The 14,559-nt window shown below is 71.9% G+C and carries 14 protein-coding genes and 1 pseudogene; 8 read left to right on the forward strand and 7 right to left on the reverse strand.

The features are described from left to right. Positions 1–104: 104 nt before the first annotated feature. Both AB0J88_RS39545 and AB0J88_RS39550 read left to right on the forward strand, forming a co-directional pair. A complete protein-coding gene (locus AB0J88_RS39545; RefSeq protein ID WP_364362102.1) occupies positions 105–977 on the forward strand; it encodes a hypothetical protein in 873 nt (290 codons plus the stop codon). A 334-nt stretch (positions 978–1,311) separates the two neighbouring features. Continuing rightward, positions 1,312–2,010 (forward strand): hypothetical protein, encoded by a 699-nt coding sequence (locus tag AB0J88_RS39550; RefSeq protein ID WP_364362101.1) that lies wholly within the window; start codon positions 1,312–1,314, stop codon positions 2,008–2,010. Between the two features lie 42 nt (positions 2,011–2,052). Here the strand turns inward: AB0J88_RS39550 and AB0J88_RS39555 are convergent, their stop codons facing one another. Both AB0J88_RS39555 and AB0J88_RS39560 read right to left on the reverse strand, forming a co-directional pair. Then, positions 2,053–2,247: a helix-turn-helix transcriptional regulator gene (locus tag AB0J88_RS39555; RefSeq protein WP_364362100.1), complete on the reverse strand. Its 195-nt coding sequence runs from the start codon at positions 2,245–2,247 to the stop codon at positions 2,053–2,055. Further along, positions 2,244–2,642 carry a hypothetical protein gene (locus AB0J88_RS39560; RefSeq protein WP_364362099.1) on the reverse strand — a complete coding sequence of 133 codons (399 nt, stop codon included), beginning with the start codon at positions 2,640–2,642 and terminating at the stop codon, positions 2,244–2,246. Before AB0J88_RS39560 ends, AB0J88_RS39555 begins: the two co-directional genes overlap by 4 nt. 136 nt (positions 2,643–2,778) lie before the next feature. Between AB0J88_RS39560 and AB0J88_RS39565 the strand changes: the two genes are divergently transcribed. Together AB0J88_RS39565 and AB0J88_RS39570 are read left to right on the forward strand one after the other, a co-directional pair. Further along, a complete protein-coding gene (locus tag AB0J88_RS39565) occupies positions 2,779–4,227 on the forward strand; it encodes a BTAD domain-containing putative transcriptional regulator (RefSeq protein WP_364362098.1) in 1,449 nt (482 codons plus the stop codon). 56 nt (positions 4,228–4,283) lie between these two features. Further along, on the forward strand, positions 4,284–5,789 hold the full coding sequence (locus tag AB0J88_RS39570; protein ID WP_364362097.1) for a tetratricopeptide repeat protein: 1,506 nt from the start codon (positions 4,284–4,286) through the stop codon (positions 5,787–5,789). On the opposite strand, the gene AB0J88_RS39575 is transcribed toward AB0J88_RS39570, so the two are convergent. Genes AB0J88_RS39575 through AB0J88_RS39590 form a run of 4 tightly spaced genes read right to left on the reverse strand, consistent with a single transcriptional unit; the run spans position 5,786 to position 9,409 of the window. Continuing rightward, positions 5,786–7,915 (reverse strand): bifunctional polysaccharide deacetylase/glycosyltransferase family 2 protein, encoded by a 2,130-nt coding sequence (locus AB0J88_RS39575; RefSeq protein ID WP_364362096.1) that lies wholly within the window; start codon positions 7,913–7,915, stop codon positions 5,786–5,788. The genes AB0J88_RS39570 and AB0J88_RS39575 overlap by 4 nt on opposite strands. Next, complete coding sequence (locus AB0J88_RS39580) at positions 7,915–8,304, reverse strand: hypothetical protein (protein ID WP_364362095.1); 390 nt, start codon at positions 8,302–8,304, stop codon at positions 7,915–7,917. Before AB0J88_RS39580 ends, AB0J88_RS39575 begins: the two co-directional genes overlap by 1 nt. Continuing rightward, positions 8,301–8,843 (reverse strand): hypothetical protein, encoded by a 543-nt coding sequence (locus AB0J88_RS39585; protein ID WP_364362094.1) that lies wholly within the window; start codon positions 8,841–8,843, stop codon positions 8,301–8,303. Before AB0J88_RS39585 ends, AB0J88_RS39580 begins: the two co-directional genes overlap by 4 nt. Then, positions 8,840–9,409: an RNA polymerase sigma factor gene (locus AB0J88_RS39590; RefSeq protein WP_364362103.1), complete on the reverse strand. Its 570-nt coding sequence runs from the start codon at positions 9,407–9,409 to the stop codon at positions 8,840–8,842. The genes AB0J88_RS39585 and AB0J88_RS39590 overlap by 4 nt, the downstream gene beginning before the upstream one ends. Before the next feature lie 188 nt (positions 9,410–9,597). Here AB0J88_RS39590 and AB0J88_RS39595 point away from each other — a divergent pair. After that, positions 9,598–10,545, forward strand: a pseudogene (locus tag AB0J88_RS39595) (zinc metalloprotease). A gap of 65 nt (positions 10,546–10,610) precedes the next feature. Here the strand turns inward: AB0J88_RS39595 and AB0J88_RS39600 are convergent. Then, entirely contained in the window at positions 10,611–11,441 is an 831-nt protein-coding gene (locus AB0J88_RS39600; RefSeq protein WP_364362093.1) for a hypothetical protein, read from the reverse strand. Positions 11,442–11,585: 144 nt separating this feature from the next. Here AB0J88_RS39600 and AB0J88_RS39605 point away from each other — a divergent pair, with 144 nt between their 5' ends. The 3 genes from AB0J88_RS39605 to AB0J88_RS39615 all read left to right on the forward strand — a co-directional run bounded on the left by AB0J88_RS39605 (position 11,586) and on the right by AB0J88_RS39615 (position 14,524). After that, positions 11,586–12,146, forward strand: a complete 561-nt coding sequence (locus AB0J88_RS39605) for a YcxB family protein (RefSeq protein WP_364362092.1) — start codon at positions 11,586–11,588, stop codon at positions 12,144–12,146. An 18-nt stretch (positions 12,147–12,164) separates the two neighbouring features. Further along, positions 12,165–13,028 carry a L,D-transpeptidase family protein gene (locus AB0J88_RS39610; RefSeq protein ID WP_364362091.1) on the forward strand — a complete coding sequence of 288 codons (864 nt, stop codon included), beginning with the start codon at positions 12,165–12,167 and terminating at the stop codon, positions 13,026–13,028. 713 nt (positions 13,029–13,741) lie between these two features. Further along, positions 13,742–14,524, forward strand: a complete 783-nt coding sequence (locus AB0J88_RS39615) for a hypothetical protein (protein ID WP_364362090.1) — start codon at positions 13,742–13,744, stop codon at positions 14,522–14,524. The last annotated feature ends 35 nt before the right edge of the window (positions 14,525–14,559 follow it).

Genomic DNA, 14,559 nt, shown 5'->3' on the forward strand with positions numbered 1-14,559 from the left:
CTGCCTCAGCACAATCAACGCGTCATCCACGTCCGCACTTTGGCACTCGGGTACGACATCCCAACTGTCAAACTATTTCAGACACGCGACACTAGCCTGCCTCCATGAGCCTTTCCGGTCGTGCGCGCAAGGATCTCGTCAAGGAGGCCTACCAGGCCTGGGACGCCGAGGACTGGCCGCGCGCCGCAGAACTGCTGGAGACCGCCGTCCGGGCCGATCCCGACGGACGCGGCGCCGAGAAGCTCTGGTTCGACGCTGCCCTCGCCCACAAGTTCCTGCGGAACTGGCGGGAGGCGTACGAGCTGGGCAAGGAGGCCGCCGCCCGGTCCAAGCGCGGTGCGCAGGACCCCGCGTTCTGGAACCTCGGCATCGCCGCGACCGTGCAGCGGGACTGGGCGACCGCGCGCGACTCGTGGATCGGCTATGGCGTCAACCTCCCCGACGGCGCAGGAGAGATCGTCGCCGACCTGGGCGTGACCTGCGTACGCATCAACACGGCGACCGGCCAGGAAGTCGTGTGGGCACAGCGGTTGTGCCCGACCCGCGCCCGCGTCCGCAGCGTCCCCTTCGAGACCGGCCGCCGCTTCGGCGAGGTCGTCCTGCACGACGGTGCGCCCAACGGCGAACGCATCGTGCAGGGCCGCCGCTTCCCGGTCTTCGACGAGATCATGCTGTTCGAGCCGTCCGACATTGCCACGCTCTCCGTCACGGTCACGGTCGCCGCCGGAGACGACGTCGAAGCGCTCCTCGACGCGTTCGCGGAGGCCGACTTCGGCGCCGAGCCGACCAACAGCGCGCAGCCGATGTGCAAGTGCTGCAGCGAGGGCACGGTCGAGCTCGAACGCGCTGTCGACGTAGGCCGGCAGACCGTGCTCGTCGCGGCACCCAAGCCCCGCGCCGAGGAGCTCCTCGACAGCTGGCGCGCGGCCGCACCCGACCACCGCGACTGGGAGGCCCTGCACCTCGCGTCCGCGTAGGGGAACTGCTATCGGACGGCGCCTTGTACCTGGCGGACCCGTGCCTCTACGGAGTCGGCGCCCGTGAGGTGAAGGGCGCCTAGCGGACCACGGGGCTCGGCCGTCACCGTGTCGTCGGTCCACGCGTCACCCGTGACTCTCGCGGTCGTGCTGCGCCACGAGCCGCCGGGGACACCGCCCGAGATGGCCGTCGCGACCGCTCCGGCGGCCGCCGGTGATCTCACGTCGGCGTCGGGCCGGACGGTCAGGTCGACTGGGCCCAACGCCTGTTGAACTGAGCCTTGAGCTGCGGCACAACCCCACCACAACGGGTGTGCAACCTCGGCCTTCTTTGATGCGGGGCACCAACCGTTCCGGATCGAGAGGAAGGCTCTATGTTCAGGACGCCTACTTCGACCAGGGTCTGCGGATCACCCAGCTGGACGTGGTCGGCCACGACATCACGGCGGTCTGGCGCACCGGCACCGGTGGCCAGCGGGTCCGGGGCTTCATGTCGATCGACGATCTGACGTACTGGAACAACACCTACTACGAGCAGGGACTGCGCCTGGTCGACCTCGACCGCGACGGCGACGAGTTCTTCGCCGTGTGGCGCACCGGGAAGGGTGACCAGTTCGTGCGGACCGCGATCCCGACCTGGACCGACTTCAAGACCCAGGACGACGTGCTGTTCGCACAGGGCTTCCGCATCGTCGACATCGTGATCCGCGAGGACAACAGGATCGGCGGCGTGTGGCGGTCCGACCAGGGCAGCGCCGGGCAGCTCTGGAACGCCGGCGTGCTGGCCACCGGGGCCGACGCCAACGACGAGAGCCCGTTCCAGAAGCTCAACCGGCAGCGCAAGGAGGCCGGCTGGGAGCTGAAGATCATGAAGGCGCACAACAACGACGCGTACCGGGTCGGGGTGTGGCGTTACCGGGGTGGCACGTTCACGCAGGACACCGGCAACTTCATGACCAGCGCGTCCATGGACGGCTGGGAGCAGACCTGCCGCGGCGCCGGCCGGCGGATCGTGAGCCTCGACGTGACCTGAGATCGGCGAGAATGCGGGCAGGTCCAGGCGACCTGCCCGCATTCACGTCTCGTCGAGGAAGATCTCCTCGATCCGCCTGCCGAAGAGCTTGGCGAGCCGGAACGCGAGCGGCAGGCTCGGGTCGAACTTTCCCGTCTCGATGGCGTTGATCGTCTGTCGGGACACACCGGCCTTTTGGGCGAGGGACAACTGCGTCCAGCCGCGTTCGGCGCGAAGGTCGGTGATGCGGTTCTTCATCGGTATCGGATCTTGCCAACGGCCAGCGCCACCACGAAGACGACCCCCACGACCACGGGCAGGACGGCGACGTCGACCTCGGCGGCCGCGAGATCCGCCTGGTCCGCCACGACATAGGCGAACCAGAGGACCCACCCCACGCCCAACGCGGCCGCCAGCGCGTCCTGCATGATCTTTCGCTGCAGCTCGTCGAGCGCGCGGAGGAAGCGCGTGAAGGCGACGATCCAGCCGACGCCGACGGCCACGTTGACCGCGATCGCCGCCCACGTCGCCGCCTGCTGCGGCGGATCCCACACGTGCCGGGGGCCGAACTTGGCCAGCGCCAGGGTGGCCGCCCAGGCGAGCGTCCAGATCGCGAGCCGAGCGGTCGCCTTGAGCTCGTTGAGTGCCGACACGAGCGCCTCCCGATAACGTGATGTCAAGTCTACTTGACACCCTAGAGAGCGCCTACCGCGCATGTCAAGCGTCCTTTACATGTCTACTTGCATGCAGTTCGGCCCGGCCGCACCGTCCCCGTGCGAGGGTGTTGGCGTGTCACCCTGGGTGCGCGTGCGCGTGCTCGGCCCGGTCACCGTCGACGGTCCGGCCGGACCGGCCGCGCTCGTCGGTGCCCGGCAGCGGACCCTGCTCGCCCTGCTCGCGCTCGGTGCGGGCGAGGTGGTCCCGCGCTCCCGGTTGGTCGACGCGCTCTGGGGCGAGGACCCGCCCCGCACCGCGGTGCGCACCCTGCACAGCCACGTCTCCCGCGTGCGCCAGGCGCTCGAGTCCTGTGGCCTGCCCGGCGTCCTGATCACCAAGGAGCCCGGTTACCTGCTGCGACTCCCCCGCGACGAGGTCGACGCCCATCGGTTCGAAGACGGTGTACGCGCCGCCCGCGCGCGGGTCTCCGACGAGCCCGAGCGGGCCGCGGCCCTGCTCACCGAGAGCCTGGCCTGGTGGCGCGGCGACGCGCTGGCCGACGGCGAGCCCGACGGTTGGGGACGCGCCGAGACACGGCGGCTGGCGGAGATCAGGCTCACGGCGACCGAGGACCTTTGGCACGTCAACCTGCGACTGGGCCGCCACGCCGAGGCCGTCCCCGAGCTCGAGCGCCTCGCCACCGCCCACCCGACCCGCGAACGCCTGGTCGAGCTGCTGATGCGCGCGCTCTTCCACTGTGGACGGCACGTCGACGCCCTCGACCGCTACCGCCGGCTGCGCACCCACCTCGTCACGGAGTTCGGCGTCGACCCCGCACCGCGGATCGACGACCTGCACGCCGCGATCCTGCGCGGCGAGCTAGGCCGGGGCGCACCCACCGTCGCCGGGCTGCCCCCGCGCGTCGGGCACTTCGCCGGCCGCACCGCCGAGCGACACGCCCTCGGACGCTGGCTGACTGCGGAGACGACCCAGATCATGGTCGTACGCGGTTCCGCCGGCATCGGAAAGACCGCCCTCGTCGTCGAGTGGGCGCACGAGGTGGCCGAGCACTTCCCCGGCGGCGTCGTGTTCGTCGACCTGCGCGGCCACGACCCGGACACCGCGCTCACCCCGGGTGAGGTGATCGCACGGGTGCTGGACGGCCTCGGCGTGCCACCCGACCGGCTCCCGGTCTCGGTCGAGCAGCGGGTCGCCCACTACCGCTCCCTGGCCAACGACCGGAGAACGCTGGTCGTTCTCGACAACGCCGGCACGGCCGACCATGTCCTGCCGCTCGTGCCCAACTCGCCGCGCAGCCGGATCCTGGTCACCAGCCGGCACCGGCTCGCCGCCGCGTCGGCGTACCACAGCGTCCTGCATATCGAACTGGACGTGCTCGGAGCCGGCGACGCCCGGTCGCTGCTCGGCCAGGTCGTCGGCGGCGAACGCGTGGCGGCGGAGCCGGCCGCCGCCGACCAGCTGGTCGAGTTGTGCGGACGGATCCCCATCGCCCTGCGGGTCGCCGCCGCCCGCCTGTCGGGTCGGCCTCGTAGCCCATCGCGGAGCTGGTCGCCGAGCTGACCCAGGGCGGCCTCGACGCGCTGTCCGTCGACGGCGACGCGCGCAGTGTCCGGACGGTGTTCGCGAGCGCCTACCAGGCCCTGAGCGACCCGGCCGCGCGGATGTTCCGCCTGGTCGGGCTGCATCCGGGTGGCACGGTCTCGTCATGGCTGGCCGCCGCGATCGTCGACGACACGCACGGGCGTGGCCGGCGCGGCATCGACGAGCTGGCCGCCGCGCACCTGCTCAACGAGGTCGCGGTCGGACGCTATCGCTTCCACGACCTGATGCGGCGGTACGCCGTGGAATGCGCGGCCCCCGACGAGGCGGACGACGCGATCGCGCGGCTGCTCGACTGGTACCTGGCCGTCGCCGACGCCGCCAACCGCGCACTGGACCGCGGCCGGGACCGGGTCGTCGCCACCCTCAGGCATCCGCCGCGCGAGCTGCCGTTCGGCACCGACCCGGACGAGGTGCTCGCGTTCCTCGACGGCGAGCGCGACAACCTCGTACCCGTTGCGGCGTTCGCCCTTCGACACGGTCACGACCGGGTGGTCTGGCAGCTCAGCTACCTCGTCAGCGGCTATTTCGAGTCGCGCGGCCACGCCGACAGCCGGGTCGCGATCAACCGGCTCGGCCTGGCGGCGGCCCAGCGCGCGGGCGACCCGGTCGTGGAAGGGCTGATGCGCAGCGGGCTCGGGGTCGCCCACATCGCGGCACGGCAGTACGAGGCGGCGCTCGACCAGCTCCGCGAGGCGCTGCGGCTGATGGCGGCCGCCGGCGACCGGCGTGGGATCGGGCACGCGCACAACAACCTGGCGGCGGCCTACGGCGAGCTGGGCCGGTTCGAGGAGGCGATCGGCGCCTGCCACGAGGCGTACGCCGTGCATGTCGCCAACGCCCACACGCTCGGCGCGATCCTCGCCCTCAACAACCTGGGCCACCTCTATGCCCGCGTCGGACAGCCGGAACAGAGCCTGCACCACCTGCACCGCGGCCTGCTGCTCGCGCGGGAGGCGGACGACCGGCGCCTCGAGGCGGCGATCCAGCACGGCATCGGCGAGACACACCGCACGACGGGAGCGTTCGAGGCGGCGCTGGAGGCGTTCGCGGCCGCGCTGGCCCTGCGCCGGGCGGCGGGTAACCGGCGCTACGAGGCGCGCACGCTGGTCGAGCTCGGCGCGACGTTGATCGACGCGGGGCGCGACGCCGAGGCGGGCAAGCCCCTGGACGAGGCGGTGGCCATCGCCGACGACCTCGCCGACGAGCACACGGCCGAACGTCGGCACCACGTCGAGCCAGTCGGTGCTGTCGATGGGACTGACCTCGAACGGCAGCTCCACCGGTACACCACAGCCGGTGCTCGTCACATGGAACACGAACTCGGTCATGGCGCGGGCCGGGGCGTCGCCCTCGGGTGCGGTCACGTCGTCGACGGACAGATGTCGCGGTCCGTAGCACCCCGGCGTCTCCGGCAGGCCGGGCTGGGCCTGCCCGAACGACGCCACCAGGCCAACCGCGACCGCGGCCACCACTGCCTTGCCCATCACCATCGCCTCCTCGGGTCGAGACCCTCTTTCTAGGCGGCGCCGGTTGTGGAACTGTTGTGGCCTTGACCGGAGACGAGCGCGGCGGCCGCGCCGGTGCGGGCCATCCGGTGCCAGCGCAGTCGACTGCCGAGCACCGCGGTGACCGCGGCCTGCACCACGACCAGATACATGATCTGGCGGTAGAGCACCTGCTGGAACGGCAGGCTCCACAGTGGTCGCAGCGACTCGCCGTCCAGGCGCAGCGCGTACCCGGCGGTCACCGCCTGGAGCAACAGCAACAGCAACCACCCCAGGGCGAGCTGGTAGGCGGGCAGGAACAGCAGGCCGTAGACGGCGAAGACGTCGACAGCAGGCGCCGTCAACGGCAGCAGGACCTGGAAGACGACGAGGTACGGCAGTGCGCGCCGACCCAGCCGGCCACCGGCACCGCGCTCGCGCACGGCGTGCCGGTGCTTCCACATCGCCTGCATGGTTCCGTAGCCCCAGCGGTAGCGCTGCCGCCACAGTTGGCGCAGGGTCGCCGGTGCCTCGGTCCAGGCGATGGCCTTCTCGGCGTACGCGATCTCCCAGCCCGCCCGGTGCAGGGCCATGGTGAGGTCCGTGTCCTCGGCGAGGGTCTCGCCGGGCACGCCACCGGCGTCGCGCAGGGCCGCCCGGCGGAAGGCGCCGACCGCGCCGGGAATAGTCGGCATGCAGCGCAGCACCGCGTACATCCGGCGGTCGAGGTTGAAGCCGATCACGTACTCGAGATGTTGCCAGCGACCGAGCAGGCGCCGCCGGTTGGCGACCTTGGCGTTGCCGGAGACGGCCCCGACGCGCGGGTCGGCGAACGGCTGCACCAGCCGGTGGATGGTGTCGGGCTGGAACACGGTGTCACCGTCGACGAGCACCAACAGGTCGGCTCGCGCGTACGCGATGCCGGTGTTGAGCGCCGCCGGCTTGCCGGCGTTGCGTTGCCGCACCACCCGCACGCCGGGCAGGCCGAGGCGCTCGACGATGTCGGCCGTGCCGTCCGTGGAGCCGTCGTCGACGACGATCACCTCGACGGAGGGATGGTCGCCGCCGATCAGGGACAGCACGGTCGCCCGGATGTTGGCCGCCTCGTTGAACGCCGGGACGATGACCGAGACGGGTGCCCAGACGGCCCGGGTCGGCGGGCGGCGGCGGCGCGCGTGCCACCATGCGCAACCGGCCTGGAAGACGAGCCGGCCCAGGCCGAGCACCAGGGCCACCGCGAGCAGCCAGGTCATCACCGTGGACAGACCGGCGCCGAGCGCCTGGAACCAGCGCAACGCGGTGCCCCGGAGGCGGTCGCCGGTCGACGCGGCCGACGCCGGCGTGCCGAGGGCGGCCGACACGGTGGTGAACCGGTAGCCCTCCTCCCGCAACTTCGGGATCAGCCGGTCGAGGGCCGCGACGGTCTGGGACCGGTCGCCGCCGCCGTCGTGCATGAGCAGCACGGCGCTCGCACCGTCAGCGGGTATGCCCGCGCGCACGATGGCGTCGACGCCGGGCCGGCGCCAGTCGTTGGTGTCCAGGTCGGCGAGGACCGCGATCTGGCCCTCGGCGGTGACGTCGCGCAGGGCGTCGAGGTCCGCGGCGCCCACGTCGCCGGGCCGCGAGGAGAACGGCGGCCGGAACAGGACCACCTGTCGACCGGTCGCGCCGGCGATGGCGTTGCGGGTCAGGGCCAGCTCCAGGTGCCGCCGCCACGGTGCGGCCGCGCTGAGGTCGGCGTGGGTGAACGTGTGCGAGCCCAGGTCGTGCCCCTCGGCCACGATCCGCCGGGTCAACGCGGGCTCCTCGTCGACCCGGGAACCGACGGCGAAGAACGTGGCCGGCACCTGGTGCCGTCGGAGCACGTCGAGCACCTGCGGCGTCCAGAGCGGATCAGGGCCGTCGTCGAACGTCAGCGCGATGGTGCGCGGCGGCAACGCCCTGGTCGTGAGGCCGCTGGGGTCGCTCCGGACGAACGGCCGGGACAGTGGGGTCGCCACCTGCTTGATGGGCTCGGCCCGGCCGGATCCGCCACCGGCACCGCGCGCGTAGCCGTTGAACGCGAGGCCGGCCAGTAGCACGAGCAGGCACAGCGCGAACAGCACCCAGTGGGCACGGGGATCACGCCGCGAGACGTGTCGCGGCCGGTATCCGGCGGGCATCAGCCGGCCTTGGGCTGCGGGTGGTCGGGCTTCGCGGTCGGCTTGTTGCTACGCCCGTTGCCCCGGCCCGGCTGACCGGTCGTCGCGGGCTGCGCGGCGGTCGAGGTCGTGGCCGGCCGGGTCCCGGCGGTGGCCGGACGCGTGGCCGGCTGGCCGGTCCGGGCGGTCGTCGGCGGCGGGGCGGGCGTGGGTGTGGGCGCCGGACCGATCACGGCGCTGTCCGGCCCCGGTGCCTCGGTCCACCCGCGCAGCGGCAGCGGCGCTCCGCCGAACAGACCGGCGGCGAGCAGCCCCAACGCGCCGACGAGAAGGGCGGCCGCCGTGACCGAGAGCCAGGTGAGGACCCGGCGCCGCCGGCCACTGCGGTCCACGAAGATGTCGGTGCTCACCGGCCGTTGCCTCCGGGGTTCGGAGTGCGATCGTTCCTCCGGCCCGGGGTGGGATGCACGCTGTTGCCCCGTGGGTGCGGCGACCGGGCGTGCTCGTCCGGGCCCTTGCCCTTCCCGTTGGTCCCGGCACTCGCCTGCGGATCCGGCGTGCCCGGGGTGCCCGCGCCCGGTTTGTCCTGGTCGCCGACACCGGTGGTCGACGCCGCCGGCTGGGGCGGCACCGCGGGCGCGGGGCGCGGAGTGTCACGGGTCGGCATTGGCAGCGTTCCCGTCGCGCTGGCGACCGCGAGGCCGGAGCCGGTCAGCAGCGCGCCGATCACGGCGACCTTGACCGTGAGCACGCGGGACAGCGCGCGCCGCGTCCGGGCCGGGGCCGCCCCGACCCCGCCGTCGCGGAACATCGCCGCCGCCTCGTTCTCGCCGAGGAGCTCGTGCGGCGCGCCTGGGCCGCGCGCGTGCGCTAACAGCCGACCCAGCGGGGTGTGGGTGTCACCCCCGTCCAGCAGGCGCTCGGCGCCTTCGCGATCCGGCCAGGTCACGGCGACTCTTCCGGCATGAGGGTGGCCAGCCGGCGCAGTCCCCGGTACGCGGCCGTGCGCACCGCACCCGGTCGCTTCCCGAGGATCCGCCCGACCGTCTCCGCGTCGAGCCCCATCACGACCCGCAGCAGCACCGCCTCGGCCTGCTGGGCGGGCAGCGACGCGACCAGCGCGATCGCCGCGCCCGTGGCCACCGCGTCGGCGGCCTCGGACTCCGTGTTGGCGCCGCTGGCCAGGTCGGCGAGCGTCTCGACCGGCACCGCGACGCTCGGCCGCCGGCGCACCCGCCGCACGTGGTCCATCGCGCGGTGGCGGGCGATCGTGGCGGTCCACGCGCGGAAGTTGGCATAGTCGCCGCTGAACCGGGGCAGGTCACGGCAAACCTGGAGCCACGTCTCCGACGCGACGTCCTCGGCGTCGTCGCCGATCAGACCCCGCAGATAGCGCAACAACGCGGGCTGCACCTCCCGGAACAGCTCCCGGAAGGCGCCTTCGTCGCCGGCCTGCGCGGCGGCCACGGCGTCGGACAGGTCGGCGGGTCCGGCGGCCGCGGCCGGCTCCACCATCAGTTCCACGCGCGCGTCCTGGTGTGGTGCTTCACGGGTAGGAGAGCGTCGCCACCTGCACTGATGTCACACGCTGCGCAGAGTGACGGGCCGCCCACGCGCCGAACGTAACGACACGGGTCCATGCCGCGCTTAACCCGGAAAGGCGGGGTGACCCCTCACCCCCCGATGAACTGCCGAGGTGATGCATGCACGTCAGAACCAGCCGCTTGGCGGCTCGGACCGCGGCCTCTCTGCTCCTGCTGGCAAGCGTGGCGGTCGCCGCGCCGCCGGCCGCGGCCGCGACGGCGACCGGCTGCGCGCCGGTCGACACCCACGCCGATGCCAAGGCCCGACCCGGCCGGCCCGGCCATCAGGACCCCAACGCCCTCAGCGACGCCCAGATCCGTCAGCGCGAGACCGATCTCGCCGCGCTCCTCGCCGACCGCCGCCGGCCGGCCGGGGTGACGACGCTGGCGACGGTCACGATCCCCGTGGTCGTGCACGTCGTCTCCGAGGACAGCACGCGAGCCGGCGGCAACCTGCCGGACTCGATGATCCAGCAGCAGATCGCGGTGCTGAACGACTCGTAAGACGGCGGTGCGGTCGGTGGCGCCGCCACGCCCTTCGCGTTCCAGCTCCAGTCGATCACGCGCAACGTACGGCCGGAGTGGTATCCGATCGTCTACGGCTCGCGCGCCGAACGCGAGATGAAGGCGGCGCTGCGGGTCGGCGGCAAGGAGACGCTCAACATCTGGACGGGCGCGCTCAGCGACGACCTGCTCGGCTGGGCCACCTTCCCGCAGCGCAAGCTCAACAGCTCCGACGGCGTGGTCGTGCTCGGCGAGTCGCTGCCGGGCGGCACCGAGGGCATCTACGCCCTCGGCGACACGGCCACCCACGAGGTCGGCCACTGGCTGAACCTCTACCACACGTTCCAGGGCGGGTGCAGCAAGTCCGGTGACCAGGTCGCCGACACGCCCGCCGAGGCCGAGCCGGCCTTCAACTGCCCGACCGGCCGCGACACGTGCTCGGCCGCCGGGCTCGACCCGATCACCAACTTCATGGACTACACCCAGGACTCGTGCATGTACGAGTTCACCCCCGGCCAGGTGGCGCGGATGACGGACGCCTGGGCGGCGTACCGCGCACCGTAGGTCGCACGAACGCGTGCCCGGGCCGGACCATCGATGGCTCGACCGGCCCGGGCACGCCGAGCGGTTCATCGGCTGCGGGCGTGCCTGACCAGGGCGAGGACGACGAGACCGACGACCACGAAGCCGAACAGGGCGAAGAGGCTCACCCCGAGGACGGCTCGCCGCACGAAGGCACCGTCGTGGAGAAGGGCCCGCACGATCTGGGCCTTGGTGTAGGCCTTGCCGCCGGCACCCGCCGCGACCAAGGCGGGTGGGGCTGTGGGCGTGCCGCTCGGGGTGGCGCGTGGCTTTTTGGTGGGCGTCGCGTGGGGCTTGGATGTGTTGCCGGGTTTCGGGCCAGTGGTGGTGTTACGCGGGCTCGCGGGCGTGGTGTGCGTCGTGGCCGGCGCAGGGGGCGGTGCCGGGTTCGCGATGTGGACCTTTCCGCGCGCCGCGGCCGCCCCGCCCTCACAGTGCTGCTCGAACGTGGCGTCGAACGCCTGCACGTACCCGTCGGCACCGAACGTGGCCTTGGTGACCGTGAAGGAGCCGGTCAGCTCGTTGCACCCGCGGCCTTCACCGCTGAGCTCGAGGCCCGGACCGGTCCCGTTGAACGGGTACCGGTGCGCGGCGCTGTAGGTGCGCGGGGCCAGCTTCTGCGTGCCCGGTGCGTCGAAGGTCAGGGTCCACCAGTCGCCGTTGTACGCGTTGATCGAGACGCTGACCGTGCTGCCGGTCGCGCTGGAGACCGTCAGCCCGTCGCCGCCACCCGTGGAGTAGGCGTACGAGTCGCCCTGGGTGATGTAGTCGCCCTGGTCACCGCTGAAGCTCACGGACCCGCTGCTGACCTTCTGGGCATAAGCCGCGCCGGCGACGAACAGCCCACCAACCGTCGCCAGCAACAGCCCGGCAGCCACCACTGCGCACCGCCGCCATAGCATTTTCACGTTCTGCCGCACCTCCCCTCAGCGCCGAGGTCAACGCGTGCGTCACACCGGCACGGTGACGAACTGATCATGCCCGGCGCTTAACAACCGACCCGCCGCTTCGAACCCACGGACGTGAACCTGTTGGAACCGATCGAATGTCGGTACACCCTCACCCGGAACGACCTGGTCGACGCCATGACGGCCCAGCAGCACGGCCGGTGGCGACGCTCGTGGGTCGTCGTGTTGCTGGGGGCCGGGCTGGTCGGGGTCGGGATCGGCTTCGCCCGTTCGGAGGGCGGGGCGCTCTCAGCGGGTGCCACCGTGCTGGTCGCGGTCGTCTGCCTCGCCGCCGTTCTCCTGGGAGTCGGTTTCGGGCTGGTGACGCGCCGGTTCCTGATGCGCTGGGTGCGGCTCTGGCAGGTCGCACTGATCATGCGGGGCAACCCGGCACTGGCCCAGCCGGTCCGGACCGTCGTGTCGGACGCCGGTATCAGCATGGAGAACGCCACCGGCTCGGCGAAGTCCGCCTGGGCCCAGTACCCGCTGTACACGGAGACGGACCGCTGCTTCGTCTTCCTCACGTCGAAGGGCCTCGGCGCGATGGCCCTGGCGCTCCCGAAACGCGCACTGGACGGCGACGACACGGCCCGGCTGCGAGCTGTGCTGGACGCCTACTGCCACCGCCGCAACTGATCACATTGGAGAAATAGCGTGCTCTCGACGATCCGGCGCTCCGCGCTGGGTGTCCTCCTGGTGGGTGTCCTCGGGCTTACGGCTTGCGCGGACCCAGGTCTGCGTGACGCGGCCGCGGACGCTCCCGGACCGGTCGACTCCCCCTCTTCCTCCGCCGCCTCCCCCACCGCGCCCGCTTCGGTGGGTCTGGGCCGGTCGCGCGGGCCGTCGCCGTTGCCGTCGGTGCGGGTGACCAAGAAGCCGATCCAGTCCGCGAGCACACCCGCCAGCAACCTCGCGTCCCGGCTGCGCACGCTCCCGGCCAGCACACGCCAGGTGGTCATCGTCTACAGCAGCGGGTACGGCACGAGCTACGCGTCGCTGGAGACGTTCGAGCAGACGAACGGCGTGTGGCGGGCGAAGTTCGACAAGATGAGCGCGCGGATCGGCTCGAAGGGCTTCAGCGACAACCACCAGGAAGGCATCGCCACCACCCCGACGGGCGTCTACAGCTTCGGATCCACAATGTACGGTGTGAACGCCGACCCGGGCGTCAAGTACAACTACCACAAGCTGGTGACCGACGACTGGTGGAACGAGAACCCGGACTCACCGGCCTACAACAGCTTCGAGCACGGCGACGACCCGGGCGGCTTCAGCGAGGCGTTGTGGGAGGAGGTGCCGCAGTACAACTATTTCGCGGTCATCAACTACAACATCCCGGTGAAGGTGGCCACCCCGGCCCGCGGCAGCGGTATCTTCCTGCACGTCATGGGCAGCGGCGCCACGGCGGGCTGCGTCTCCCTGTCACAGACCAACCTGCTGCACGTGCTGGAATGGCTCGACCCGGACGCGAACCCCCGCATCGTGATGGCCCCGAGCGCGAACCTCGACCGCTACTGACATCAAATCGCTTGTTAGTCCATGTCCGCTTCGCGGCCACGGACTAGGAAGCGATTTGTCATTCCGATTCCGGGGGCGACCCCGAAGGCCCCACGGTCTGGAGGGTACGGTTCGCGGTATGCGAGGTCGGGCCCAACGTTGCCGTTGGGTCCGAGCTCGCCGGCTCAGCGTTTCAAGACCCCGTCGCGACCCGGGCGGATCTGGCAGAGCGCCAGGACGCTGCCACGGAGACCTCGGTCCGGATCGGCGGGCCGGCCGCCGATCGCGACGGGTGCGCAGGTTCGAATCTTGCCCTCGATTCGAGCCTGCCCGAACACGACCGGGGCACGCAGCTGACCTGCAACTACCGAGCGATGCTGGAGCGCCAGTACCTCACGGTGTCCTATCTGGTCGACCTGTGGCGCACGCGGACCGAAGTCACGACATGGAACGGCTCGCCGCCGGACGAGCCGATCACCTTCGTCGGCCTTCTACTCGCCGTCCGCCGCCATGCTCGTGATCCGGACCGCGCCGCGCGGTGCTTCGGCCGCCGAGTTGGTCGGCAGCGGCGGGGTCAGTCGCGGCTGGGTCGATCCGCTCACGAGAATCACCGAGGATTGGGGAGACGGCAGCGCCAGCTGGAACCGGTTCTCGCTCGGCTTGGCTCCGGCCGGGTGCACGGTCGACACGTCGAGCGACGGCGTCGTCCGACCCGACGGCACAGTGCACCGGACGTGGCGGCCGTCGCCCGCAGGCGACTACGTCCTCACCGAAGCCTCCCCGCCGACGAGCTGTGGCGGGTCACCTGCGACGGCGTGGTGCGGCTCCAAGCCCTGGCGGCATGGCAGTCGGAGCACGACGACGGCGTCCAAGGGTCGAAGCAGGCCACGCCGGACGACACACGGACGGCACAAGGCACGGTCGACCAGGCCACGGCGGGCACCGCGCTGGGCGCCTACCGCGCGTTGACCGCGCACGCCGGGCTGTCGGCCAGGGCGCCGGCGATGCGCTGGGGCGGTTCGGTGCCGGGTGTCGACGGGCGAGCCGTGCCCGCCGTGCTCGTCGGCCCGGAGTCGGGCGCCGGCCCGGCGGTGCTCCAGGTGCGCGACGGATCCACCTTCATGGTCGCGACCGGCCCCGAGCCCCGACCCCGTCGGTACTACAAGCCCGACGAACCAGGCGGCGACTACATCGCGACCATGTCGTGGGCCGCGACCGCAGCGAGCGCTTCGACGGAGCTGATGGCGGTACGCGTACCCGTGCGGAAGGATCTCGGTGCCCACCTGACGGACACCGTGGTCGTCCTCGCTCCGCCAGGAACGGTCCAGGTCGGAGCCCTGGCCGCCGGCCGCCGGGTGTGGAAGACGGACGGCGCCGAGGTCATCGAGGTCCGCCACCGCGGCGACGTGACCCTGCGAGCGCTCGACGCGACCGGGGCGGTGCTGGCGACAGCGCCCATGCACGACCCCGCCGACGGCGACACGCTGTTCGGAGAGCGGCTGGTTGACGAATGGTAGGGCGCTGGCCGCATCAGCGAACGCGATCGTTGTGA

Source organism: Asanoa sp. NPDC049475 (assembly GCF_040676915.1).
In the GTDB taxonomy this organism is placed as follows: Bacteria; Actinomycetota; Actinomycetes; order Mycobacteriales; family Micromonosporaceae; genus Asanoa.

Bases quoted from the DNA above. Each gene is read 5' to 3' on its own strand.
- AB0J88_RS39545 (WP_364362102.1), top strand. From the start codon at position 105: ATGAGCCTTTCCGGTCGTGCGCGCAAGGATCTCGTCAAGGAGGCCTAC.
- AB0J88_RS39550 (WP_364362101.1), top strand. From the start codon at position 1,312: ATGCGGGGCACCAACCGTTCCGGATCGAGAGGAAGGCTCTATGTTCAG.
- AB0J88_RS39555 (WP_364362100.1), bottom strand. From the start codon at position 2,247: ATGAAGAACCGCATCACCGACCTTCGCGCCGAACGCGGCTGGACGCAG.
- AB0J88_RS39575 (WP_364362096.1), bottom strand. From the start codon at position 7,915: ATGCCCGCCGGATACCGGCCGCGACACGTCTCGCGGCGTGATCCCCGT.
- AB0J88_RS39590 (WP_364362103.1), bottom strand. From the start codon at position 9,409: ATGGTGGAGCCGGCCGCGGCCGCCGGACCCGCCGACCTGTCCGACGCC.